Source organism: Marivita geojedonensis (assembly GCF_002115805.1).
Lineage (GTDB): Bacteria > Pseudomonadota > Alphaproteobacteria > Rhodobacterales > Rhodobacteraceae > Marivita > Marivita geojedonensis.
On record NZ_JFKC01000001.1, the window covers coordinates 514,715 to 540,428 of the forward strand.

The 25,714-nt window shown below is 59.0% G+C and carries 22 protein-coding genes; 14 read left to right on the forward strand and 8 right to left on the reverse strand.

Annotated elements, in window-relative coordinates:
- The 4 genes from MGEO_RS02540 to MGEO_RS02555 form a co-directional block, all read right to left on the reverse strand.
- Positions 1-1,005, reverse strand: a complete 1,005-nt coding sequence (locus MGEO_RS02540; protein WP_085635105.1) for an ABC transporter permease — start codon at positions 1,003-1,005, stop codon at positions 1-3.
- A gap of 118 nt (positions 1,006-1,123) precedes the next feature.
- Positions 1,124-3,163, reverse strand: coding sequence for an ABC transporter substrate-binding protein (locus MGEO_RS02545; RefSeq protein WP_085635106.1), 2,040 nt, complete (start codon positions 3,161-3,163; stop codon positions 1,124-1,126).
- A gap of 240 nt (positions 3,164-3,403) precedes the next feature.
- The gene (locus MGEO_RS02550) at positions 3,404-4,903 is read right to left on the reverse strand and encodes a sulfatase-like hydrolase/transferase (RefSeq protein WP_085635107.1); all 1,500 of its coding nucleotides are present in this window, start codon (positions 4,901-4,903) and stop codon (positions 3,404-3,406) included.
- An 83-nt stretch (positions 4,904-4,986) separates the two neighbouring features.
- On the reverse strand, positions 4,987-5,865 hold the full coding sequence (locus tag MGEO_RS02555; protein ID WP_085635108.1) for a LysR substrate-binding domain-containing protein: 879 nt from the start codon (positions 5,863-5,865) through the stop codon (positions 4,987-4,989).
- A 123-nt stretch (positions 5,866-5,988) separates the two neighbouring features.
- Here MGEO_RS02555 and MGEO_RS02560 point away from each other — a divergent pair, with 123 nt between their 5' ends.
- The 6 genes from MGEO_RS02560 to MGEO_RS02585 are packed head-to-tail and all read left to right on the forward strand — an operon-like array spanning position 5,989 to position 13,729.
- Entirely contained in the window at positions 5,989-7,170 is a 1,182-nt protein-coding gene (locus MGEO_RS02560) for a 2-aminoethylphosphonate--pyruvate transaminase (protein WP_085635109.1), read from the forward strand.
- A gap of 10 nt (positions 7,171-7,180) precedes the next feature.
- Complete coding sequence (gene phnA, locus MGEO_RS02565) at positions 7,181-8,440, forward strand: phosphonoacetate hydrolase (protein ID WP_085635110.1); 1,260 nt, start codon at positions 7,181-7,183, stop codon at positions 8,438-8,440.
- Positions 8,437-9,876, forward strand: coding sequence for a phosphonoacetaldehyde dehydrogenase (gene phnY, locus MGEO_RS02570; protein WP_085635111.1), 1,440 nt, complete (start codon positions 8,437-8,439; stop codon positions 9,874-9,876). Before phnA ends, phnY begins: the two co-directional genes overlap by 4 nt.
- Positions 9,867-11,219 (forward strand): (R)-1-hydroxy-2-aminoethylphosphonate ammonia-lyase, encoded by a 1,353-nt coding sequence (gene pbfA, locus MGEO_RS02575; protein ID WP_085635112.1) that lies wholly within the window; start codon positions 9,867-9,869, stop codon positions 11,217-11,219. The genes phnY and pbfA overlap by 10 nt, the downstream gene beginning before the upstream one ends.
- Complete coding sequence (locus MGEO_RS02580) at positions 11,216-12,043, forward strand: DMT family transporter (protein WP_085635113.1); 828 nt, start codon at positions 11,216-11,218, stop codon at positions 12,041-12,043. Before pbfA ends, MGEO_RS02580 begins: the two co-directional genes overlap by 4 nt.
- Positions 12,044-12,103: 60 nt before the next feature.
- Positions 12,104-13,729: a Na/Pi cotransporter family protein gene (locus MGEO_RS02585; protein WP_233139533.1), complete on the forward strand. Its 1,626-nt coding sequence runs from the start codon at positions 12,104-12,106 to the stop codon at positions 13,727-13,729.
- Here the strand turns inward: MGEO_RS02585 and MGEO_RS02590 are convergent.
- On the reverse strand, positions 13,721-14,590 hold the full coding sequence (locus MGEO_RS02590; RefSeq protein WP_085635115.1) for a MurR/RpiR family transcriptional regulator: 870 nt from the start codon (positions 14,588-14,590) through the stop codon (positions 13,721-13,723). The genes MGEO_RS02585 and MGEO_RS02590 overlap by 9 nt on opposite strands.
- Between MGEO_RS02590 and MGEO_RS02595 the strand changes: the two genes are divergently transcribed.
- The 8 genes from MGEO_RS02595 to MGEO_RS02630 all read left to right on the forward strand — a co-directional run bounded on the left by MGEO_RS02595 (position 14,584) and on the right by MGEO_RS02630 (position 22,817).
- Entirely contained in the window at positions 14,584-15,465 is an 882-nt protein-coding gene (locus tag MGEO_RS02595; protein ID WP_233139534.1) for an N-formylglutamate amidohydrolase, read from the forward strand. The genes MGEO_RS02590 and MGEO_RS02595 overlap by 7 nt on opposite strands.
- Positions 15,462-16,043, forward strand: a complete 582-nt coding sequence (locus MGEO_RS02600; protein ID WP_085635117.1) for a TRAP transporter small permease subunit — start codon at positions 15,462-15,464, stop codon at positions 16,041-16,043. The genes MGEO_RS02595 and MGEO_RS02600 overlap by 4 nt, the downstream gene beginning before the upstream one ends.
- Entirely contained in the window at positions 16,043-17,368 is a 1,326-nt protein-coding gene (locus MGEO_RS02605) for a TRAP transporter large permease (protein ID WP_085635118.1), read from the forward strand. The genes MGEO_RS02600 and MGEO_RS02605 overlap by 1 nt, the downstream gene beginning before the upstream one ends.
- Positions 17,369-17,417: 49 nt before the next feature.
- Entirely contained in the window at positions 17,418-18,455 is a 1,038-nt protein-coding gene (locus MGEO_RS02610) for a TRAP transporter substrate-binding protein (protein WP_085635119.1), read from the forward strand.
- A gap of 73 nt (positions 18,456-18,528) precedes the next feature.
- On the forward strand, positions 18,529-19,890 hold the full coding sequence (locus MGEO_RS02615; protein WP_085635120.1) for a glutamine synthetase family protein: 1,362 nt from the start codon (positions 18,529-18,531) through the stop codon (positions 19,888-19,890).
- Between the two features lie 2 nt (positions 19,891-19,892).
- Positions 19,893-20,294: a YybH family protein gene (locus MGEO_RS02620; protein ID WP_085635121.1), complete on the forward strand. Its 402-nt coding sequence runs from the start codon at positions 19,893-19,895 to the stop codon at positions 20,292-20,294.
- A complete protein-coding gene (locus tag MGEO_RS02625) occupies positions 20,291-21,667 on the forward strand; it encodes an aldehyde dehydrogenase family protein (RefSeq protein WP_085635122.1) in 1,377 nt (458 codons plus the stop codon). The genes MGEO_RS02620 and MGEO_RS02625 overlap by 4 nt, the downstream gene beginning before the upstream one ends.
- A 4-nt stretch (positions 21,668-21,671) precedes the next feature.
- A complete protein-coding gene (locus MGEO_RS02630) occupies positions 21,672-22,817 on the forward strand; it encodes an iron-containing alcohol dehydrogenase (protein ID WP_085635123.1) in 1,146 nt (381 codons plus the stop codon).
- Positions 22,818-22,897: 80 nt separating this feature from the next.
- On the opposite strand, the gene MGEO_RS02635 is transcribed toward MGEO_RS02630, so the two are convergent.
- The 3 genes from MGEO_RS02635 to MGEO_RS02645 are packed head-to-tail and all read right to left on the reverse strand — an operon-like array spanning position 22,898 to position 25,713.
- Positions 22,898-23,677, reverse strand: coding sequence for an IclR family transcriptional regulator (locus MGEO_RS02635; protein WP_085635124.1), 780 nt, complete (start codon positions 23,675-23,677; stop codon positions 22,898-22,900).
- A gap of 9 nt (positions 23,678-23,686) precedes the next feature.
- A complete protein-coding gene (locus MGEO_RS02640; protein WP_085635125.1) occupies positions 23,687-25,045 on the reverse strand; it encodes a TRAP transporter large permease in 1,359 nt (452 codons plus the stop codon).
- A complete protein-coding gene (locus tag MGEO_RS02645) occupies positions 25,045-25,713 on the reverse strand; it encodes a TRAP transporter small permease (protein ID WP_085635126.1) in 669 nt (222 codons plus the stop codon). Before MGEO_RS02645 ends, MGEO_RS02640 begins: the two co-directional genes overlap by 1 nt.
- Between the last annotated feature and the right edge of the window lies 1 nt (position 25,714).

Sequence of the window (25,714 nt, forward strand, 5' to 3'; positions counted from 1 at the left end):
TCACCTCACAATGCTCTTGCGGACGCGCGGGTCGAGCACGGCCAGCAATACGTCAGTCAGGAAATTCAGCGTCACAATCGACGCAGTCAGAAGGAAGATGATTGCACCGGCAAGCTGCTGGTCGTTCGACCGTGCCAGCGCTTCGATCAAGAGCGCACCTGCCTCGGTCAGCGTCAGAATAAGGGCCACGATGGGAAGTTCGTTGAAGATACGGTTCAGGTCGAAACCCAGGCTGTTGACGATGGGGCCCAGCGCATGACGTGCCGGATAGTTCCAAAGCAGTTTGCGCCCATGGACCCCCCGCGCCTCAGCCGCAGTGACGTAGAGCTTGCCGATCTCGTCCGACATCAACGCCCTGACCGTCTGAAGCGCAAAGGCCGTTGCTGACCAACCAAGGATGAAGATCGGCAACCATGCATTGCTCAGCAAGTCGAGAATCCGGTCAAAGCTCCATGGCGCATCGCGGTATTCGGCAGAAAACAGTCCGGTCAGCGTGTCTCCGAAATACATCGTAGAGAACAGCATGATCATAAGCGCCAGAAGGAAGTTCGGCATGGCTAGGCCAAGGTAGCTGAACAGGCGCAGCGAGTTGTTCAGAACCGCGTTGTTCGAAGCCGCAGCAATGATGCCCACTGGCAGCGCGATGGCATATGCCAAAACGAGCGAGGCCAGGCACAGGCCCAACGAAATCCAGAACTTGTCACCAAGAAGCTGGGCGATGTTCACGCGAAGGATACAGCTGTCGCCGAACTCACCCTGAAAGGCGTTGACGATCCATTTGCCCCAACGCTCAAGAAACGGCCGGTCCAGTCCGAGGCGTATTCGCTCGTTTTCGATATCCTCAACCGAGATACCCGACCCCTGCGTGTTCTTGAACGCGAGGTAACGTTCAGCGCAATCACCAGGCACCAGCTCCATGAGGGAAAAGACCACAAGGGACACGATCACCAGCGTGATCATCGCCAGCACAGCGCGGGTCAGCACGAAACGCGCGAAGTTCAACATGATAGGTGCCCCTGCATTGCGTCTGCGCCCCCGGTTGTTCCGGTTTGTCCGTCAGACTGCTGTCGTTCTTGGCATGGGACACGGGCGGAGGCCCGCCCGTGTCCTGTTTCGGGTCGGATTACTCGTCCAGCCACCACTGTGTGGCACGGTACGGGTAGGTCCGGTAGTACTCGTAGGAGTGTGTCTTGAAGTCTGCGAAGTTCTTCAGCTTGTTCTGCTGATAGATCGGCGCAGGCGCGTTCACCGTTCCGATGAACATCATGTTCTCGACCATCGCGGACACGAGATCATTCGCCAGCTGTTCGAACTCGGCTGTTCCCTGAGCTGCGGACTGAAGCGCATTGATATCGTCGATCATGTCCTTCGCCCACTGCGGAGGCTCGACACCCGCTGTACCGCCGGAATCGATCCACTCGGCCCAGAGCATCCCGTTACGGACACCGAAGTAGTTCTCATAGGGCGGAACCCAGAGTTCGTTGTTGCCCAGAACGATCGCCAAAGGCTGCGACTTCCGCCACATGACAACGTCGAGCTGGTTCGAGGACTGCGCCGAGCGGTATTCATCGGGCGTCACTTCCTTGACCACGGACTGAATGCCCACATCGGCCCAGTTCTGTGCGACGAGTTCAACGGTCTGACCGGCGATGCCCTGTGTCGAGAAGTTCAGGTTGAGTACCAGCTTGTCGCCATTCGGCAGTTCGCGGAAACCGTCACCATCGGTATCGACCATTCCGATCGAATCAAGCGCAGCTTTGGCCGCATCAGGATCGTACTCGGCTTTGTATTGCAGCCAGCTTTGATCCACGAACTCCGGCAGCGGCGAGAAGCCGACATACTGCTGCGGCGTACCCTGACCGAAGAAGCCGATTTCGTTCAGCTCTGTACGGTTGATCGCGACCGACATCGCTTCGCGGAAGGCGAGGTTGCTGAAGACCTCGCGCTTGGCGGCGTCTTCATGCGTGACGTTGAAGCCGAAGACACCCATCGTGATCTCGGGACGGAGATGGATGGTGTAGTCGCCCTTCTCCTGGTTCTCGAGAAGGATTGGTGCTGATGCGAGTTGCAGCGACTGGGACTTGTAGTCCACTTCGCCGTTCACGAGCTTCAGAATCCGGACTTCGTTGTCGTTGATATAGAGTTCGTCCTGTGTCGAGATGTAGGGCAGCTGCTGGCCCGTCGGATCGACCTGGAAGAAGTACGGGTTCGCGACCAGCTTGCGGCCTTCGGTCGTGTCGCTGATGTAGATGTGCGACTCGAGCGTCGGATAGGTCGCCTTCGGCAGACCATCCACAATATCCGCACGCGACAGCATCGGTGTCGGCGTGTCGGTCCAGTCGGAGTTCCCGTAATAAGCCAGGATCGCGTCATAGCCGTTCTCGAACCCCAGGCTCTGCGCATAGGCGTCGGCATCCGGGTTCACATCCGGATGGAACTGACCAAGGAAATGCTTGGGCTGGAACGGTTGCGAATAGTGTGTCGCAAAGTGTGCGATCAGGCCCGGTTTCGGTGCCGGAAGGTTGAAGATCACCGTCGTGTCGTCCGGTGCCTCCACTGTCATCGGCTCGCCCGCGACAGTGATGTAGTCCTTGGGCGTTTCGAAGATGTTCGTGTCGAGCATCAGGTTGTCGTGGTAGAACACGATGTCCGCACTTGTGAACGGCGCGCCGTCGGACCACTTGTGTCCTTCACGCAGTTTGATTGTCAGCTGGGTGAAATCGTCGTTCCACTCCCAGGACTTCGCGACGTTCGGAACGATGGTCTGAAGGTCATCGGAATAACGCACGAGGCTGACGTGGCGCACCGACAGGAAGTCAGACGTGCCCGCTTCGGTCGCGTTGGACAGAACGTTAAGCTCACCGCCGTACTGACCGACGCTGTCATAGGGCACGACAACCAACGGTTCGGACGGCAGACGCTCCGAAAGCGGCGGCAGGTCGGGGTTACCCTTGATCTGTGCGTTCAGAGCCTCGATTTCGGGGTTCGCCTTGAACTCCATCGTGCATCCGGCCGCTTCCTGAAAAGCGCTCAGTTCGTATTGCTGCGGGAATTCTCCGGGGGCAACGCCCTGCATGTCGGCAAGGCTGATTGCCGGGCAGTTGGCGTAGGCCGCTGCCGGCAGGGCAATCATGGCCACGCCTGATAGTAGGATCCGTTTCATGGTCTCTCCTGTTGGTTCCAAGTGGTGATGGGGGCTGTTCCCCCTTTTTGTCCCGGTCCGCTTTGAACGTCCGGCAATATCGGGTGTCCTTAGGCTCACACGGTCAGTCTGGCAGTTGCCGACGTGCGCTGGACAGAATTCTGGCGTGGTGTCTCCTTCAAACTCAGTGTGTGCGCCCAATCCAAACAGCCGGGCTTTGTATCTCTGGCAACCGTGACAGATCCATGACAGCGCGTCGGGTCATGACGCCACCTTCACACCGTCATCGGTAATCAATGTCCGCGAAAACGTGCCATCGGTGTTAACCATCCGATGGCAAAGCATATCCTGCATCAAATCAAGCATTGTCTGCACAAATGCCGGATTTTTTGTCAGATTCTGGTCCTCTTTGCCGCCCGATACATCCATAAGAATGGGCTCCAGACCTCCGGCGAACTGGACGAATCGCATCTGGTCTCTACGCAAGACAGACAGATTCGCGGCATCAATCGACAGGCCATGATCGGTCTGCCAGGCCGTCGGAATGATTGGATTTCCGAAGTCGAGTTCCGACACCGACACCCGCCGCCAATCCTTCGGATTGACCCCGTCAAGGAAGGCTTTCAGACTGCGCCCGTCCATCGAGTGAGGCGTTTCTGCCTCAAGACATTCAAGAATGGTTGGCGTGACATCGATCGACTCCGTGGGCGCCGTGATGACGGTTCCGCGCGCTTTGGCAAACGGGTGCCGAATAATCAGCGGGACGTGGAATGCGGCATCGTGAAACGTCATCTTTCCCCAAAGACCATAGTCTCCGAGCATTTCCCCATGATCCGCCGTCAACACGATCAACGTGTTTTCGTATTGCCCGGTCTCCTTCAGCCACCCAATGACCCGCCCGATATGATGATCCACCTCTGTTGCCAAAGCGAAATACAGCTTTCGCATCAATCCCGTGGTCTCTTCTGAGTCCTTCAGGTCCGGGAATCCGACAACCGTTGACGCTGCGCTGCTTTTTCGCCGGGCCGTAGAGTGGAAGGGGTGCCAGTCAGGTTCGTCAGACTGTAAAGCCGGCGGCATCGCTGAGGCGTCATACATGGTGTTGTAGGGTGCCGGCGCTACGAATGGCGGGTGAGGCCGGATGTAAGTCAGAAGTGCAAACCAACCGTTGTCGCGCTGCGTGAGGTCTTCAATGGTCCGGTCCGTGAGGAAGGCGGTATCACTGTGCTCTGCCGCATAGAGGGCCGGTGAGTCCGGTGTTTCACCGGATGGTCTGTACATGTCCGGGTATGGAGGGACATTATAGCCGTGGCTGCGCAGATGGTCTTCCCAGGCGGAAGAATCGCCCTCCATCCTCATTCGGACGACCTCGGAAAATCCCGGCATGAGCTCTTCATAGGAATAGAGACGCGGATCGTCTGGCGGCAGGAACCGCGGATCCTGAGAGGTGTCTGTATATCCGAAAAGAAGGGGATCGTAGCCTTGGTCACGCAGAACCGAAGCAAGGTTCGGAGTGTCCCGTTTCAGAGGTGTGCCATTGCGCTTTGCACCATGGTTTGACGCATATTGCGCTGTCAGCAGAGACACCCGCGATGGCCCACAGGGGGACGTGACAGAATAGTGGTTCTCGAAAGAGACCGCGTCCTTGGCCAAGGCCCTGATATTCGGAAGTTCAAGATGTGCGGACAGATCCCCAAACACGCAATCGGCGCGCAGTTGGTCAATAACGATGAAGAGCGTATTCAGCTTGGTCTGTGGCACGGCTTATCCCAGGATCAGATCGATCATGCCAAGCCGTCACCATATGTAAAGAGAGGTCATTGATATACTTCTATAGCTTAGACCTATAAGTCGACGGAATGAAGGGACTTTTGAACCGCCTTGAGAAATCCGCGGATCAGTGGCACATCCCGACGCGCAGAAAGTGTGACAAGGGATTCCGACATCCCGAGATCGACATCTGCAAAGGGAATCGCGACGAGACGCGCGTCATGTCCGAACTCAGCCTCGCTGATAAATCCGATGCCAGCGCCTGACGCTACCACCTCGCGCATGGCTTCGCGCCCCTCGACCTCTATCGCCGGTTCCAGTTGCAGGCCTAGCCGGATCGCCTCTTCTTCAACCTGCGCCCTGGTGCGTGAGCCCAGCTCTCGATAGATCAGCGGGTATTTTGCGAGATCCTGAAACTTGAGCGAGGCGATGTTTCTCGGGAAATAGCCCTTACTGACAAGTGCTAGAATTGGCGTGCGGCCAAGATCGACGCTGTCGAGGTCAGGAGCTGAAATCGAATTTCCCACCACGCCGATCTCAGCCTCGTAATTCCTCAGCCTGCGCAAAAGGTCTTCGGTATTGCCTGTACGGATCGTGACAAAAACGTCTGGGCTGGCTTCTCGAAACCGGCGAACGGCTTCTGTCACATGCATGGCGGAATCCGCCATGATCCGAAGATGCCCGGACAATGCCTCACGGTTCTGATCGAAAAGAACACCTATGCGTTCTTCGACCTCAAACATTTCACTGGTAAGACGGAACAATGCTTCTCCGGTTTCTGTCAGCTTCACCTGCCGCGCCTCGCGCGTGAACAAGAGAACATCGTGCCGCTGCTCGAGTTGGCGGACCTGGTCCGACACCGACGGTTGCGAGATGTTCAACGCCCGCGCCGCCCGGGAAAAGCCCCCGTGCAAGGCGACGTGATGAAAAGCGCGCAACTGACTGTACCGCATGGCATCTCCCGTATGTCTAGTGAAGTGGCATAGCCTTAGACTATCAAACAATAGAAAACAAAGATTTTACATATGAATGGGTAAGGCGCATATCCGAAGCCACACCAGCTTTGGAACCACGCTATGTCTGCTACTCCGCTGCCTGCCCCGGAACTCGGGGAGCCCTATCTGCTGACTCCCGGCCCGCTGACCACGGCCTATTCCGTGAAACAGGCGATGCTCAAGGATTGGGGCAGTTGGGACGATGATTTCCGTGCCATGACCCGCGCGCTCCGATCGCGTCTGCTGGCCCTTATCGGTGGTGGTGCATCCGACTATGACTGCGTGCCGATCCAAGGGTCCGGCAGCTATTGTGTGGAGGCGATGCTCGGCAGCTTTGTTCCCCGCGATGGCAAAGTCTTGGTCCTCGCTAATGGTGCTTACGGCCTGCGTGCAGCACAGACCCTTGGTTACCTCGAACGCGACTACCACCTGCTCGACAAAGGCGATTACCTGCCACCGCGCGGCGACGAAGTTGCGGCGATCCTCGCCGCTGATCCCGCCATCACTCATGTGCTGGCGATCCATTGCGAAACCTCAAGCGGCATTCAAAACCCGGTCGAAGAGATTGCCGAGGCGACCAAAGCCGCAGGACGCAAACTCCTGATCGACAGCATGTCGGCCTTTGGCGCTCTACCGCTCGATCCGGTCAAGCTCAACTGCGCCGCCTTTGTCTCTTCTGCAAACAAGTGCATCGAAGGTGTTCCCGGCTTCGGTTTTGTCATCGCCCGCAAGGACGAGATTGAAGCCTCCAAAGGCAACTCCCACTCTCTGTCGCTGGATGTCCACGCGCAATGGGCGACGATGGAGAAAACCGGCCAGTGGCGCTTTACGCCCCCGACCCACGTGGTCGCGGCGTTCCTCAAGGCGCTCGACCTGCACGAAGCCGAAGGCGGCGTGTCCGCCCGTGGTGCGCGCTATACCCGCAACCGCGATGTGGTGGTTCAGGGGATGCGCGATCTTGGGTTCGAGACCCTGCTCGCAGACCGGTGGCTCAGCCCGATCATCGTGACCTTCTTCTGCCCCGCTGATCCGAGCTTTACCTTTCAGGGCTTTTATGACGCCATGAAAGCACGCGGGTTCATTATCTATCCCGGCAAACTCACCGTTGTGAACAGTTTCCGCATCGGGGTGATCGGGCAGATGGACGAACACGTGATGCGCCGCGTGGTGGAAGCCGCCCGCGACGCCCTGACCGACATGAACGTAAGCAGCGCGGCTCCACCCGCCGCCGCTTTGGAAGAACGCAAGAAACTCGCCGCCTGAAGGAAGAGATATGCCGATTAACAATCCCGTGGTCGCCAACGACCGCAGCTACCCCGCGCCCAAGACCTGCGCGATTGCAATCTGTCTGGATGGCTGCGAACCCGAATACCTTGAGGTCGCCATCGCCGAAGGACTGATGCCGACGCTCAAGCGCATCCGCGAAACCGGGACAGACCGTCTGGCCCATTCGGTGATCCCCTCCTTCACGAACCCCAATAACATGAGCATCGCAACGGGTCGTCCTCCTGCAGTGCACGGCATCTGCGGCAACTTCCTCTATGAACCGGAAACCGGTCAGGAAGTCATGATGAACGACGTTCGCTTCCTGCGCGCGCCGACAGTGTTCTCCAAGTTCTACGAGGCTGGCGCACGGGTCGCCGTTGTCACCGCCAAGGACAAGCTGCGCGCGCTGCTGGGTGCGGGTCTGAAATTCGACGAAGACCGCGCCATCGCGTTTTCATCCGAACGCTCGGGTGACACGACCAAAGCGGAACACGGCATCGACAAGGCGTCCGACTGGCTCTGCATGCCCGTGCCCGAGGTTTATTCCGCCGACCTGTCGGAATTCGTTTTTGCGGCAGGCGTAAAGCTGCTGAAAGAGTGGAAACCGGACGTGATGTACCTGTCCACCACCGACTACATCCAGCACAAGTTCGCCCCTGATGAACAGGGCGCCAAAGACTTCTACGCGATGTTTGACAAGTACCTGACCGAACTGGACGCCATGGGAGCTGCCATCGTCGTCACCGCCGACCACGGCATGAAGCCCAAGCATGACGCCAACGGCGACCCTGCCGTCATCTACGTTCAGGATTTGCTCGACGAGTGGTTGGGCGAGGCAGCCGCGCGCGTGATCCTGCCGATCACGGACCCATACGTGGTGCACCATGGCGCGCTTGGGTCGTTCGCCACAGCTTACCTGCCTTCGGGCGCAGATCAGGCCGACATCATCGCCCGCCTGCGCGCGCTGCCGGAGATGCTCGAGGTTGTGGACAAGGCCACCGCAGTTCAGAAATACGAACTGCCCGCAGACCGCATCGGCGACATCGTCATGATCTCGACCGAGAACATGACCATCGGCACTTCTGCACACCACCACGACCTTGCCGCGCTCAAGGAACCGCTGCGCAGCCATGGCGGGCTGACCGAACAGGAAGTGCCGTTCATCGTGAACCGCAAGATCGACCTGCCTGACGCACCGACCCTGCGCAACTTCGATGCATTCTTCTACGCCACCACCGCCGCCGCGCTCGAAGAGGTGACCGCATGACCGAGATCCGTCACGAACAGATGCGCATCGGTGGTGAAAAGGTCGACACCGATGCTCGGCTCGAAGTCCGCTATCCCTACACCGACGAGGTGATCGGCACCGTCCCGATGGGCACCGCCGAACACGCCCGACGCGCGTTCGAGATTGCCGCGAACTATCAGCCCAAGCTCACCCGCTACGAACGCAGCCGAATCCTGCAACGTGCCGGAGAACTGATCGGCGAACGCCGAGATTACCTTGCCAAGTGGCTGACGCTGGAACTGGGCATCTGCCACCAGCACTCGATCTACGAGACCAAGCGCGCGCAGGACGTGTACCAGTTCGCTGCCGCCGAAGCGCTCAAGGACGATGGCGAGATTTTCTCCTGCGACCTCACCCACAACGGCAAGGCGCGCAAGATCTTCACCATGCGCGAACCCGTCCGCGCAATCAGCGCGATCACCCCGTTCAACCACCCACTGAACATGGTCAGCCACAAGATCGCACCGTCGATTGCCACCAACAACTGCATGGTGTGCAAGCCCACGGAACTGACACCACTCACGGCGCTGACCTTGGCCGACATCCTGTATGAGGCGGGCCTGCCGCCCGAGATGTTCCAGGTTGTCACCGGCATGCCCGCCGATATCGGCGACGAGATGGTGACGAACGAAAACATCGACATCATCACCTTCACCGGCGGCGTCCCTGTCGGCAAACTCATCGCCTCCAAAGCGGGCTACAAGCGCACCGCACTCGAACTGGGCGGCAATGACCCCCTGATCGTCTGCAACGACCTGAGCGATGCCGATCTCGACAAGGCCGCGACCATTGCCGTTGCGGGCGCCACCGGCAACTCCGGCCAGCGCTGCACCGCGATCAAGCGCATTCTTGTGCAGGAAAGCGTTGCCGACAAATTCGTGCCTTTGGTGGTCGAGAAGGCCAAGAAGATCAAATTCGGCGATCCGCAGGATCCGGCAACCGAGCTTGGCTGCGTGATACACGCGCAAGCCGCAGAGCTGTTCGAAAAACGGGTCTACATGGCCGCAGATCAAGGCGCGAAAGTGCTGTATGATCCGGGCCGCAGGGGCGCACTGCTCCCGCCAATCGTGGTCGATCATGTTCCTCATGACAGCGAACTGGTGATGGAGGAAACCTTCGGACCGATCATCCCCATCGTCCGCGTCCCCGACAACGACGAAGAGGTGATGCGCATCTCCAACAGCACCGATTTCGGGCTGTCCTCCGGCGTATGCACCAACGACCTGAACCGCGCGATTGCCTATATCAACGGGCTCAACGTCGGCACCTGCAACATCTGGGAACAGCCGGGCTACCGGATCGAGATGTCGCCCTTCGGGGGCATCAAGGACAGCGGCAACGGCGTCAAGGAAGGCGTCATCGAAGCGATGAAGTTCTTCACCAACGTCAAAACCTACTCCCTGCCGTGGCCATAACCCGTCACACCGAAGGCGAAGCCAACACCAGCGCCGCGCGGGCCGAATGGGCGTCGCGGGAAACACATAACGAAACCCGCGACCTGCTCGCGCGCGATGCTAACGCTTTCCTGCACCAGTCGCTGTCCTCGCCTTGCCTCAGTACCATCGCCAAGGCCGAAGGCATCTGGATCGAAGACACCAGCGGTCGCCGCTTCATGGATTTCCACGGCAACTCGGTACATCATATCGGCTATGGCCACCCGCGCCTTGTGCAGGCGGTGAAAGACCAGATCGACGCGCTGCCCTTCTCACCGCGCCGATTCACCAACGATGTCTCCGTCACGCTCGCTGAACGCCTGGGCCAGATCGCACCCGGCACCCTCAACCGCGTTCTCTTCACGACTGGCGGATCGGATGCCGTCGAAGTTGCCCTGCGCCTTGCCCGCGCTGCCACGGGACGGTTCAAGACGATCAGCTTCTGGGACGCGTTCCACGGAGCAGGCTTTGGCGCGTCCAGCGTGGGCGGCGAAGCCACCTTCCGCAGCCATATCGCAGGCCCGCTCCTGCCGGGTGCGGAGCACGTCGCGCCCTTCCACTGCTATCACTGCGCCTACGGTCACCCCGGACCTGAAACTTGTGCCCTTGCCTGCGCCAAGATGGTCGAATTCGCACTTGCCCGCGAAGGCGACGTGGCGGCGGTGATCGCCGAACCCATGCGCGCTGTGCCCGTCGTCCCACCGCCGGGCTACTGGCAAGCGGTGCAGGCCGCCTGCCGCAAACACGGCGCGCTGCTCATCATGGATGAAATTCCCACCGGCCTCGGCAAGACCGGCCGCATGTTCGCCTTCGACCATGACGGGATCGAGCCCGACATCGTGGTTCTGGGCAAGGCGCTTGGTGGCGGCATGCTTCCCATCGCGGGGATCATTGCGCGGGACGATCTGAACGTCGCCGGCGACTTCGCCATCGGCCACTACACGCACGAGAAAAACCCCGTCACCGCCCGTGCCGCCCTGACCACGCTCGACATCATCGAGGACGAAGGTCTGGTCGACCGCTCCGCCACTCTTGGCGCCCACGCGCAGGACCGCCTGAAGGACGCGCTGCATGATCACCCGTATGTCGGCGACATCCGCGGTCGCGGCCTCATGTTCGGGGTCGAGATCGTCACCGACCGCGACAGCCGCACCCCCGATCCCGACCGGGCCGAGCGCATCTATTACGCCTGCCTCGACAAAGGCCTCAGCTTCAAGATCAGCGCTGGCAGTGTTCTGACCCTGTCGCCGCCGCTGGTGATCTCTGAAGCCGATCTAGACACAGCCCTCGACATCGTCATCGACGCAACAAAGGCGCAGGTGTGACCGCTGCCGTCCTTGCCATCGTTCTCTCGGCTGCGCTTCTTCATGCGTTGTGGAACGCTCTTGTCAAAGCATCAGGAGACAGGGCGATCACTCTCGGCCTTGTTGCAACCGGCCATTGTGTTCCCGCGCTTTTTCTCTTGCCGTTTGTTCCCGTTCCGCTTGCTGCAGCCTTTCCCTATATCGTCGCCTCTACGGTTATTCACTGGGCATACTACTACTTCCTGAATGTCTCTTATCGCTTTGGAGACCTGTCCCTGATTTACCCGATCGCCCGTGGAACTGCCCCTGTGATGGTCGCAATGGGTGCCATGATCTGGGCTGACGAACATCTGTCTCTGTGGGCATGGATTGGTATCTTCACGATATCTGCCGGGATCATGGTTTTGGCCGCTGTTCGCCATGCGGACAAACGGGGGATTTGGGCTGCGCTTCTGAATTCCGCGATTATTGCGGCCTATTCCGTGGTTGACGGGATCGGAATTCGGGTGTCCGGATCTCCGGTCGGATATGTCACCTGGCTGTTCTCTGCCGAGGTCTGTGTCGCAGGGTTCGTGTTCGCAAGACAATACGAACGTACGCGCGCAATTGGGAGAAAGGCCCTTGCGCTTGGTCTGGCGGGTGGTGTTATCTCGGGACTCGCCTATGGCCTTGCACTGTTTGCCAAGACCCTTGCACCGATTGGCATTGTGTCCGCCGTGCGTGAAACATCGGTGATCTTTGCCGCGTTGATCGGTGTGATCTGGATGGGCGAGGGACCCGCGGGCCGTAGACTTGTCGCTGCAACCATCGTAGCCGGAGGCATCATGATCCTTGCGCTGTTCTGAGTAACTTGAAAGCAAATGCAAATACTTTCCTTCCTCCTCCATCTCTCCGGTGCAGTCTTATTGCTGCTGTTCGCTGTTCGCATGGTGCGAACCGGGATCGAGCGCGCGCTCGGACCGCGCCTGCATCGGGCGATGGGCACACCGCGTGGCCCGCTGACAATGATGACATCTGGTCTGTTGATGGCGATGGTCCTTCAGAGTTCGGCGGCCGTGACCCTCTTGGTGGCTGGTTTTGCAGGAACGGGAGGTATCGGGTTTGCCCCCGGTCTCGCGATGGTTCTCGGCGGAGATCTCGGGTCAGCCTTGCTGATCATGCTGCTGTCTTTCCCATTGGAAGAAGTCATACCCGCGCTGCTTGTCGTGGGTGGTTTGCTTTTTCTGAAATCGCAGGCGCGGAACTGGAAACAGGCGGGTCGCATACTTGTCGGTATCGCTCTGATCCTGATCGCGCTTCGATATCTCAGAGAAGCTGTTGAACCCGTACGCGACAGCGCCATTCTTCCGGCGCTTGCCGGCTACTTCGAGAAGGACTTTGTTACTGCATTTCTGACGGGGGCCGCACTTGCCTTCGTTATGCACAGTTCGGTCGCGACCATCCTGATGACGGTTGCCGTTGTCGGCATTGGCGCCCTCCCATTGGCGGCGGGTATCTCTCTGGTCTTGGGAGCCAACCTGGGATCTGCGTTCATTCCGGTCTGGTTGACCCGGAGAGCTGCGCCATCGGTGCGGCGCATCCCGGTGGCCAATCTCATTCTGCGCGGCTTTGCGGCTGTCGTTGTGGCAACCCTGATAGATCTGCTTGGCCTGCCCGACAGTGCTGCCCGATTGAGCGATGCCGCTACTCTGGTGGCCGTACATATCGCGTTCAACTTCTGTGTGCTGTCGCTTGTCCTGCTGGCGCGACCGCTCGAAACAGTGCTTCTCCGGGTGATGCCGGATCTTGCCTCGAATAAAACGCCCAAACCCCTGCACAGATCGCATCTTGATCCGGGTACGACGGACACCCCGGTGCGGGCACTGGCCTGTCTGCGGCGGGAGGTCATTCGCATGGCGGATGTTTTGTCAGAAATGCTGGCCCCGACGATGACCCTCTATCAGTCATACGACAGGGATCAGGCCCGCGCGCTGACCGCAGAGGATGATATCCTAAACAAGGCGCTCCATGACATTCGACTGTTTGCTGCTGAATTGCCGCACCATGCAATGCAGAAATCGGAAAAACGCGAGCTGCGTGCGCTGGTGGATTACGCCATCGCCATCGAAGCCGCGGGAGACCTGCTGGTGAAGCGACTGCTGCCACTGGCCGAAGAAAAATCGGTGAATGGCCTGTCGTTCTCTAAGGCTGGATTTGCCGAACTGTCCGGCCTGCATAAGCGGCTGTGCCAAAACCTTCAGACTGCGTCCAGCGTACTGGTCAGCAACGATCTGATCGGTGCCCGCCAGCTCTTGGAAGAAAAAGCTGAAATGGCGCGCCTCGAACGGAAGACGCGCAAGGAACATCTCAAGCGCCTTAGTGCCGGTGTGCCGGAGAGCTTTGCCTCAAGCGACGTGCACATCGAAACGGCCTACACACTGAAGGAAATCCATTCCTGGATCGTGACCGTTGCGCACCCCATTCTTCTACGTGAGGGCCAGTTGTTGGACAGTCGCCTCACCGACGACGAACCTGCGCCGGCTTTACGGTGACTTTCGGAAGATGCGGGTGGACTGAAACATGTCCTCCAACGCCTCGATCCGGGCGCGCGCCGTGTCCGATACGCGTGTCTGCACCTCGGCGATCAAGGCTTCAATCACCAGATTGATTGCCAGTGTGGAGTCCCAGTTCGAAGGAACTTCGATCAACGCGTTGACCACGTGATCGGCCAGTTTGGAAATCGGTGACCCCCATTGATCGGTGAATAGAACGATTTCTGCCTCGCGCTCTTTTGCCAGTTCAGCCAGGCGTTCAAGGTCACGTTCATAGCGGCGAATGTCGAAAAGGATAAGGACCGAGGCCCGGTCCATATCGAGGATGTATTGCGGCCAGACGTTGGGGGATGCCCCCAGAAGCGTCACGCCGGGGCGGATGATCTGAAGATGATTGTAGAAGTAATCGGCATTCGACCGCGTAATCCGCCCACCGGAAAGAAAAAGCGGCCTTTGCCGGTCCGCCAGAACACGGGCGATCGCGTCCAGCGTTTCAGGCCGCAGCCTGTCGATTGTTCGGCTGAGATTGTCGAACACCGCCTCGGCAAACGCCTTGAATGCTGCCGACCCTGGCTGCGCGCTGCCCCAGCCCTCTCTCTTATGGATCGGGGTCTTGAATTGTGCTGACGCTTCCTCGCGCATTGCCGACTGCAATTCTGGAAAGCCGTCGAAACCAAGTTTGCGGGCCAACCTGATGACGGTGGGTGTCGAAACACCGGCCGCCTCTGCGATCTTGGTAATGGATTGCAGACCTCCCACCGGGTAATCGCGCATGAGAACCCCGCTCAGCTGTCGTTCTGCGGGTGTCAGCGAAACCGCCTGATCGTGCAAACGATCCTTGACAGACAAGGGTTTTGCCATCGTTTGATGCCTTTTGTAGCAATCACTACATTCTGCAATTCATTGGTACAAAAATCAACGAAATTATCTTGACAGGTGACTGGGCCAGCACCCTAATGAGTTGCGTGACCACATCCGCGCAACATACGATTCTGGCAGAAGCAGACGGCCCCGCCGCTGAAGTGATTGCGCCTGATGGCGCTGCGCAGATCTGTCTCGTTTGCGAACATGCCAGCGCCTTCATACCGCAGCGACTCAACGATCTTGGACTCGCGCCAGAGCATCGCCTGAGCCATGCTGCGTGGGATATCGGGGGGCGGGAGCTGGCCATCGCATTGTCGCGCATACTCAATGCACCATTGGTGTGCGCCCGCGTGTCGCGACTGGTTTATGACTGCAATCGTCCGCCAACTGCTCCGGATGCAATCCCAACACGATCCGAAGTGATCGACGTTCCCGGAAATGCCGCGTTGTCGGAGACAGACCGGGCCGCGCGGGTGACCGAAATTTATGAACCTTTCCGCAGCTTGCTGAGCAACACGCTCGATTCCTTTGCTGCGCCACCTGTCCTGGTAACGATACACTCCTTCACACCGGTATGGTTTGGCGTACCCCGTGAAGTTGAACTTGGTCTGCTGCATGACAGCGACGACAGGCTGGCCAGGGCGATGTTGGCAAGCGCCCCAGATGGGCTGGATACCAGACTGAATGCGCCCTACGACGCAACCGATGGCGTGACCCACACCCTGCGCGAACATGCGATCCCGCGCGGTCTGCAAAATGTCATGATCGAGGTTCGTAATGACCTGATCTCCGATGCGGCTGGTGTTTCCCGATTTGCCGACATCCTTGCGGGAATGCTGACCAAGGCATTGGCAGAGCAGGAGGCGACATGACGGGCGCGTTGCAGGCCTATGTTCGGGTGATCGACCCGTTCAACCGCATAATCGGGCGGATCGTGATGTACGGCATCTTCGTGATGATGGGCATCCTGCTCTGGTCTTCAGTGTCGAAAGTGTTCTTCCTGCCTTCGCTCTGGACGCTGGAAATGGCTCAGTTTGCCATGGTCGCCTATTACATCCTTGGCGGCCCCTATTCGATCCAGCTGGGATCGAACGTGCGCATGGATCTGATCTACGGTGAAATGAGCGATCGCCGCAAAGCCGCCATCGACGCGTTGACCGTGGTATTCCTGCTCGTCTACCTGGTTTTCCTGCTCTATGGCGGCATCGCTTCGACAGCCTACTCGCTGGGCTATTTCGGCTCTGAACCGATCAGCTTTTTCGCGGGCCTCGCCACCGGCAATGCAGAGCTTGGCTTCCTCGAACGCAGCCCCACCTCGTGGCGGCCGTACCTCTGGCCGATCAAGGTCATTATGGTGATCGGGATCTTCCTGATGCTGCTGCAAGTGCTCTGCGAACTGGCCAAGGACATCCTGCGCCTCAAGGGACATGACATGGGGGCAAAAATCTGATGCCGTATGAACTGATTGCGGCACTCATGTTTTCGACCATGATGCTGATGCTCCTGACGGGCCAGCGCGTGTTCGGTGCCATTGGCTTTGTGGCCGTGGTCGCGGCGTTCTTCCTCTGGGGTGACCGGGGTGGGTACGACCTGGGTTTCTCGGCGGCGATGAAGTTGATGAAATGGTATCCGCTGCTGACGCTGCCGATGTTCATCTTCATGGGCTACGTGCTCTCGGAAAGCCGCATTGCCGATGACCTCTACAAGATGTTCCACGTCTGGATGGGTGGCCTGTCTGGCGGCCTCGCTGTCGGCACCATCGGCCTGATGGTTCTGATCTCGGCCATGAACGGGCTCAGCGTTGCGGGCATGGCCATCGGCGCCACCATCGCGCTGCCCGAACTCTTGAGGCGCGGATACGACAAACGCATGGTGACGGGGGTGATCCAGGCCGGGTCATCTCTGGGTATCCTCGTGCCACCCTCTGTTGTGCTGGTTCTCTACGCGATGATCGCCCGTCAACCGGTCGGCCAACTGTGGCTCGCAGGTGTGATCCCGGGACTGATGATGGCGACGATGTTCATCTTCTACATAGTGATCCGCTGCAAACTGAACCCGTCTCTTGGCCCGGTTCTTTCGCCGGAGGAGCGCGACATTCCCCGCGCAGAAAAGCTGCGCTTGCTGCGCGCCGGTCTGTTGCCGCTCGTCATCTTCTTCGTGATGATGGTGCCTTTCGTCAACGGATGGACTTCACTTGTCGAGAGCTCGGCCATCGGAGCCATCGCCGCCTTCATGGCTGCCGTCCTCAAAGGCCGAATGACCCGCGAGGTGTTCGAGAACTCGGTCCGCAACACGCTGGGCATCTCGTGCATGTTCATGTGGATCATCCTCGCTGCGCTGGCCTTCGGCGCCGTGTTCGACGGTTTGGGCGCGGTCAAGGCGATCGAGAACCTGTTTACGGAACAGCTTGGTCTGAACCCGTGGATGATCCTGATCCTGATGCAGCTCAGCTTCATCATCATGGGTACATTCCTTGACGACACCGCCATGCTGGTGATCGTCGCGCCGCTTTACGTTCCGTTGGTGGGCGCACTGGGCTTCGATCTGATCTGGTACGGCATCCTCTACACGATCACGACCCAGATCGCCTACATGACGCCGCCCTTCGGCTATAACCTCTTCCTGATGCGCGCGATGGCTCCGCCGGAAATCAGCCTTCGTGACATCTACACATCCATCCTTCCCTTCGTAGCAGTGATGGTGATGGCACTCGCGATCATCATGATCTTCCCGGATATAGCCCTTTGGCTGCCGGAATACGTGTACGACAAATAACCAAAAAGACCCCGGAAGCGGGGCAGCAACCCAACCGAGAGGAAATGACATGACTACAAGACGTAAGTTTCTCAGAACCGCCGGGATCGGTGCAGCAGCAAGCCTTGCAGCGCCCGCAATCGTCAAGGCACAGTCCGGTATCACCTGGCGCTTCCAGACCTATGCCGGGGCCGCTCTGGGTGAGCACGTGACCAAGCCGGTCATCGACTACATCAACAACAACTCCAACGGTGAACTCACGGTCGAGCTGTTCTACGCCGATCAGATCGTCCCCACGGGCGAACTGTTCCAGGCGCTTCAGCGCGGCACCATCGACGGCGTACACTCGGACGACGACTCCATGGCATCCCCGACCCCGCTGCGCCAGTTCGGCGGTTACTTCCCATTCGCCACCAAGCATATCCTCGACGTCCCGGTGCTGTTCAACCAGTACGGCCTCAAGGAAATCTGGGAAGAGGAATACGCCAAGGTCGGCGTGCAGTGGATCTCGGCCGCCGGTCAGGATCCATGTAACTTCAACACCACGAAGGAAATCACCTCGGTTGCCGACCTCGACGGTCTGCGCCTCTATTCCTTCCCGACCGCTGGTCGCTTCCTGTCGAAATTCGGCGTCGTGCCGGTTTCGATCCCCTACGAAGACGCCGAAGTCGCGGTGCAGACGGGCGAGCTTGACGGCATGGCCTGGTCCGGCATCACCGAAGACTACACCGTCGGCTGGGCGGATGTGACAGACTACTTCCTCACCAACAACATCTCGGGTGCGTGGATCGGTTCGTGGTTCGTCAACCAACAGCGCTGGGCAGACCTGCCGGATCACCTCAAGTCCGTCGTGATGGCAGCCACCGAAGCTGGCCACACCTATCGCAACCAGTGGTACTGGGGCGGTGAAGCTGCCCTGCGCGCCAATGGCGACAAGCTGCAACTGCGCCAGGTTCCGCCGAGCGAATGGGCCGAGGTCGAGAACGCCGCGAAGGAGTTCTGGAACGAGGTTGCCGAGGAAGGCGAGATCCAGCAGAAGATCATCAACATCTTCCGCGAGTACAACAGCGTCATCAACCAGGCTGGCGCGCCGTACAACTTCGAATAATCGAAGCACATTCCATCGAAAAGCGATCCCCTTGCCGGGGGTCGCTTTGACCGTGAAAGCAAAGGACACGCCAATGGCCCACATGACCCTGGATGCTTTGAGCAACGCCGCCGAAACCGGCGCAATCGACACTGTTCTCGTCTGCATGGTCGACATGCAGGGCCGCCTGATGGGCAAACGCTTCCATGTCTCGAACTTCCTCGAATCCGCATGGAAAGAGACCCACTGCTGCAACTACCTGCTGGCCACTGACCTCGAGATGGCCACCCCTGACGGCTACAAATCCACCAGCTGGACCGCAGGCTATGGCGATTACGTGATGAAGCCGGACATGGCCACGCTGCGCCCGATGCCGTGGCTCGAAGGTACGGCGATGGTGCTCTGTGACCTGATCGACCACCACACGCACGAACCGGTCCCCCATTCCCCGCGCCAGATGCTCAAGAAACAGATCGCGCGCCTTGACGCGATGGGCCTCACGCCCATGATGGCGACCGAACTGGAATTCTTTCTCTTCGAGCACAGCTACGACGAGATCCGCAAATCCGGCTACCGCAACCTGACCCCGATCAGCGGCTATAACGAAGACTACAACATCCTCCAGACCACCCGCGAAGAACACGTGATGCGTCCGATCCGCAACCATCTGGTGGCGGCAGGTGTGCCGGTCGAAAACTCCAAGGGCGAAGCCGAAACCGGTCAGGAAGAGCTGAACATCCGTTACGCCGATGCGCTTGCCTGCGCCGACAATCACACGATCGCGAAACATGCGGTCAAGGAAATCGCCCAGATGAACGGCCACGCGGCCAGCTTCCTGCCCAAGTGGCGCGCCGACAAGGTGGGCAGCGCCGCCCACGTGCACCAGTCGCTGTTCAAGGGCGACACCAACGTGTTCCACGACGCGGACGCCAAGCTGACCATGTCGGACACGATGAAATCCTACGTCGCGGGCCTGATCAAATACGCTCCGGATATGACCGTTTTCCTCGCGCCGTACATCAACAGCTACAAGCGCTTCCTGCCGGGCACCTTCGCCCCCACCAAGATCGCATGGTCGGTAGACAACCGTACCGCAGGCTACCGCCTTGTGGGCGACGGCACCAAAGGCGTCCGGATCGAATGCCGCATCCCTGGAAGCGACATCAACCCCTACCTCGCCTGCGCGGCACAACTCGCCGCTGGGATCGCCGGGATGGAAGAAAAGCTGTCACTGGAAGAGCCGGTCTCCGGCGATGTCTACCACATGCACCACATCCCCGAGATCCCGGCCACCCTTCGTGCCGCGACCGAAACCCTGCGCAATTCCAAAATGCTTCGCACCGCGATGGGCGATGACGTGATCGACCACTACACCCGTGCCGCCGAGGTTGAGCAGGAAACCTTTGACGCCGTAGTCACCGACTGGGAACTCCAGCGCGGATTTGAACGGTCCTGACAATGACTGCAAAGGATCAATTCCAAAGAGTCATGAACCGATACCTGGAAAGGTACGCGGCTCATGACCCAGAGGGATGCGCTGATCTTTATGCAGAAACTGGTGTGATCCTGTCGCCTTACGGCCCTCCGGCCATTGGTCGGGCCGCCATTCGCGACGAACATGCCGCATGGTTTCTTGAAGGTGAAACCAACAAATCGATGATTGTGCTCGACGCAGCTCTCGATGGTGCAGCCGGCTTCTGCCTCGTCGCTTATTCGGCGGACGTTCCCGGCGACAACGGACCAATGCGAGTTCACGGCGCTAGCGTGAACACACTGACGAAAGACAAGGATGGGGACTGGTTGATCCAGCAGACCAGCCTGAACGAACTTGAACACGATATGACGCAGGCATTCACATGACCAAGACCGTAGACCTGATCTCCCCGATTGACGGATCGGTGTACCTCACACGCGAGGTTCTGACCCGCGACGCAGCATTTGACGCTGCCAAACGCGCCAAGGCCGCCCAAGCCGGTTGGGCGGCGCTCCTGCTGTCCGAACGCATCGCACTGGTGCGCAAGGCGGGGGAAATCATCGGCCAGCAGAAAGACCGCATGGCGACCGAGCTGGCGCACCAGATGGGCCGTCCCGTCCGCTATGGCGGCGAATACGGTGGCTTCAACGAACGCCTCACCTACATGGCCGATGTTGCCAAAGAGTCGCTCGCACCGATGCAGATCGAAGACAGCGACGCGTTCCGCCGCCTGATCAAGCGCACTCCCTGGGGCACCGTCCTTGTTATTGCGCCGTGGAACTACCCCTACATGACCGCGATCAACACGGTGGCCCCCGCCCTCATCGCGGGCAATACCGTGATCCTGAAGCACGCAGGGCAGACGCTGGCCGTGGGCGACCATCTGGCCGAAGCCTTCCACGCGGCGGGTGTGCCCGACGACGTGTTCCAGAACCTTGTTCTCGACCACGACACGACCTCGGCGCTGCTCTCTGAACGTGCGGTGGACTTCGTCAACTTCACCGGCTCGGTCGGCGGTGGTCGGGCCATCGAACGCGCGGCAGCGGGCACCTTCATCCCGGTCTCGACCGAGCTTGGCGGCAAAGACCCCGGCTATGTCCGCGCTGACGCCAATATCGACGCAGCGGTCGACACGCTGCTCGATGGCGCGATGTTCAACTCGGGCCAGTGCTGCTGCGGCATCGAACGCATCTATGTGCACGAAAGCCTTTTCGACCAATTCGTCGAAAAGGCCGTCGCCTGGGTCAACGCGCAGAAACTCGGCAACCCTCTGGACCCGGACACAACGATGGGCCCGATGGCCAATGTCCGCTTCGCCAAGGAAGTTCGCGCCCAGATCGAAGAGGCGCTGGCCGATGGCGCAAAGGCGCATATCGACACCATGCCCGCGGATGATGGCGGCGCGTACCTGACCCCGCAGATCCTGACCAATGTCAGCCACAAGATGCGCGTCATGCGCGACGAAAGCTTCGGCCCCGTCGTCGGCATCATGCCGGTCAAGGACGATGAGGCAGCCATCGCGCTGATGAATGACAGCCAATTCGGCCTTACGGCGTCGATCTGGTCTGCCGACACCGCCACCGCCGAGGCTATCGGCGACCGGATCGAGACCGGCACCGTCTTCCTCAACCGCTGCGATTACCTCGACCCCGCGCTCTGCTGGACCGGCTGCAAGGACACCGGACGCGGCCAAGGTCTGTCAAAACTGGCGTATCAGGCCCTGACACGCCCCAAATCCTACCATCTCAAGAAGGCATAAGCCGATGTCGCTTACTGGAAACTGGTCCTACCCCACCACCATCCGTTTCGGCGCGGGCCGCATCTCGGAAATCGCCGAGGCATGCCTCGCCGCTGGCATCTCCAAACCGCTCCTCGTCACCGACCGGGGCCTCGCGAATATGGAGATCACCACCAAGACCCTGAACCTCGTCGAACAGGCGGGTTTGGGCCGCGCGCTATTCGCGGATGTTGATCCCAACCCGAACGAAAAGAACGTCGAAGAAGGTCTGAAAGTCTACCGCGAAGGCGGCTTTGACGGCGTCATCGCCTTTGGCGGCGGCTCTGGCCTCGACCTCGCCAAGACGCTTGCCTTCATGGCGGGCCAGTCCCGCCCGCTCTGGGATTTTGAGGACATCGGCGACTGGTGGACCCGCGCTGATCCTGTCGGCATCCACCCGATCGTCGCCGTGCCGACCACCGCCGGCACCGGGTCCGAAGTGGGCCGCGCCAGCGTCATCACCAATTCGGAAACGCATGAGAAGAAGATCATCTTCCACCCCAAGATGCTTCCCGCCGTGGTGATCTGTGACCCCGAACTGACCGTGGGCATGCCCAAGTTCATCACCGCAGGCACAGGCCTTGATGCCTTCGCCCACTGTGTCGAGGCTTATTCCAGCCCGCATTACCACCCGATGAGTCAGGGCATCGCTTTGGAAGGTATGCGCCTTGTCGTCGACAACCTGCCCCGCGCCTATGCGGACGGGACCGACATCGAAGCCCGCGCCAACATGATGAGCGCCGCCGCCATGGGTGCGACCGCTTTCCAGAAAGGCCTCGGCGCAATCCACGCCCTGAGCCACCCCATCGGCGCGCATCATCATACGCATCATGGCACAACCAATGCCGTTTGCATGCCGGCTGTGCTCAGGTTCAACGCCGACGCCATCCGCGACCGGTTTGACCGCGCGGCGGGTTATCTGGGCATCGACGGCGGGTTCGACGGCTTCTGCGCTTTTGTCGATCAGTTCAACGACAGCTTCGCCATTCCAAAGTCGCTCACGGGTCTTGGGGTAAAGGATGCGAATATCGACGTCCTCGTCCGCGATGCGCTGAACGATCCTTCGACCGGCGGCAATCCAGTCAAGATGACAGAGGCGAACACGAGAGCCCTTTTCGAAGCCATTCTTTAATAGATCGGAAACGGCAGTTCACGACAGGGAGGCTTCTTTCGAAGCCTCTCTTTGTCATTCACTCACCACGCAGGCGCCGATTATTCCCGCCCCAAGCTTTCAAGGCGCGACGCTGCTTGCCGCACCTGCGGGACCATCTTGCTCAGGCTTTCCAGATCATGCCTTTGACGCGGAGCATGTATTGACAGAGTTGTCAGGAGACGGCCTTCGGTATCCCGGATGGGACAGGCGATGGCCACCATGTCATCCATGAACTCTTCATTATCGGTGGAGTAGCCGCGCGCGCGTGTCGCTGCCAATTCGTCAAGAAGGTCCTGTTTTCCGGAAATCGACTTCTTCGTTGAAGGCTTCAGCTCCAACCAGGACAACAGGCGCTTCAGCTTGTCGGCGCGAAGAGAAGACAGATACATCTTGCCGCTGGCCGTACAGTGAAACGGCACCTGCGTACCGACTGGCAGCTGAATTCGGAGCGGCCAATGGGTTTCAACCCGATCCAAATACACCATGCCATATCTACCCGGAGCAGCAAGATTGCAGGTCTCACCCACTTCACCTGCAAGTGCCTGCATTATGATCAGGCGTTCGGTCCGCAAGCGCTGTGACGACAGCGTATTGCCGGCCAGCTTTCTGAGTCTGCGACCCGGACCATATGATCGACCATCGATGTCGCGTTGAAGAAATCCTTCCTCTTCTGCCGTTGTCAGCAGACGATGGATCGTTGGCTTGGGAAGGTCGAGTGCCTCGCCTAAAGCGGCGGGTGATACCGGCACGCCCGCGCGGGCCACCTCTTCAATGACAAGTAAGAGCCTTAGGTTGGTCGGAATTTGTCCTTTCGTATCTGTGTCGGGGTCTTTGGGCATTCAGTACGCTCACCTATTCGGCAACAGGAACAACGCGAGTTCAGGTGTGAGGGACACAAGGATCCAGACACCGATCAACGCAATAAGATAGGGTACCGTGTATCGAAGCAGGCGGAAATAGGGAACGCCAGTCACCCCGGACGCCACGTAAAGGTTCAGTCCGTAGGGCGGCGTGATGAAGCCAATTGAGGCCCCAACGAGGAAGATCACCGAGAAATGGATCGGGTCTACACCTACACTTGACGCAATGGGCGCAAGGATCGGCGCGAGAATGATCGTGACTGGCAGGGACTCAAGAACCATGCCCGAAAAGAATACAATGATCATCGCGGTGAAGAGCACGGCGTAGTACCCGCCCATCGCGGTTACGAAATCTCCAATTACCTGCTGTGCCCCAAGGAGCGACAGGATCTGCTGCATCACAACCGAAATGGCGATCAGTGGTGCAAGGATTCCGGTGATTTCCGCAGACCGCATCGTGATACCGGGGATCTGCCACAGAGTGAACCCTTCGACGACAAGCATCTCACCGTAACTCTTGTCTTCCCAGGTCTTGTTCGGATCCTGCCGCATCACACGGCTGAGTACCCAAGACACAAGGCCCGCGATGATACAAAAGCCAACGGTCACGCCTGCGGCTTCCGTCGGGGAGAACTTGCCGGTGTAGATACCCCAGAGCACCAATCCGATGGCAAAGAAACCGAGCCATGCACCAAATGCCGTCTTCAGCACGCGATTGAGTTGCAGCGGGATCAGGTAGCCCCAACCATTGATCCGACAGATTATCCAGCACGCCAACTGCATGCCAATAACCATCAGCGCTCCGGGAATGATACCGGCCACGAAGAGATCAGAGATCGGTAGGTTCATCAGAAAACCGTAGACGATAAAGATGATCGAGGGAGGGATGATGATCCCGACCGTCCCGCCCGCCGCCGCCGTCGCGGCTGAGAAGCGCTCGTCATATCCACCTTTGACCATCTCGGGGTGCAACATCGACCCGATGGTGGCTGTCGTGGCCGAGTTGGATCCGGAAATCGCGGCAAACAGCCCACATGCCCCGAGAGATGCCATGGCCAGACCACCGCGCAACCAGCCAAGGCATGCATAAGCGAAATCGGATAAGCGTCGCGCAATGCCCGATTTGTTGATGAGGTCCCCTGTCAGAATGAACAGTGGCATCGCCAAGAGAGCGAAGCCCTTGTTGAATACATTGAGAAGCTCGGCGCCCATATTGTCGAGGGTCAATCCCAGAACAAATGAACAGCCAACGACCCAGTAGGCGATCACGAGCAAGACAGGCACACCCAGCATGAACAGCAGGGTTACGCCGATTGAGATCAGCGTGATCAGAGTTCCGTCCGCCATCAGGTGTCTCCTCCGATCACAGCTTGGCGGATCAAGGGTTGCCCGCTTCGGTAATTCTTCACATCATCCTGGATGTTCTCGACAGCACGTGCCGCCATAAGGGTTGCCGCGATCGGCGCAGCAATCAGGAACCACCACTGCATGGTGTTATCTGTCCCGAGAACAATCTGGAAATTCGACGCCGACAGCGCGACCAGGCGCATTGTCGTAACAAACATGATGAGGGCGAACCCGAACCATAAGAAGAAGTCCAGCCAGAGGCAAAGGAACTGCGCTGTGCGAGGCATTGCCGTTCTGAATTCAGAAAAGCTTAGGTGCGTCCTGACGCGGATGTTATACGCAGCACCGAACCACGCCATGATCATGAACAGCAGTGGCGGGATTGTCGTCGACCAAGGTTGTTGATTGGAGAAAATGAACCGGTCGATCACGCCCCAGAAGATGATCAGGGCAATCGCCAGATAACTGGTGACCATCACGGTACGCTCGAAATACCGCTCGATCACAGGAACGCGTTGGTACACCCACGCGAGTAGCGTTCCGGATATGATCAGAAAAACCGCTCCAAAGATCCATGACGTGTCCGATCTCAGCGCTTGTCTGATCTCGAACGAATCCTGACTGGCAAAGGCCGCCACAAGCGTGCCCAAGTCGGACCAGATCGACATT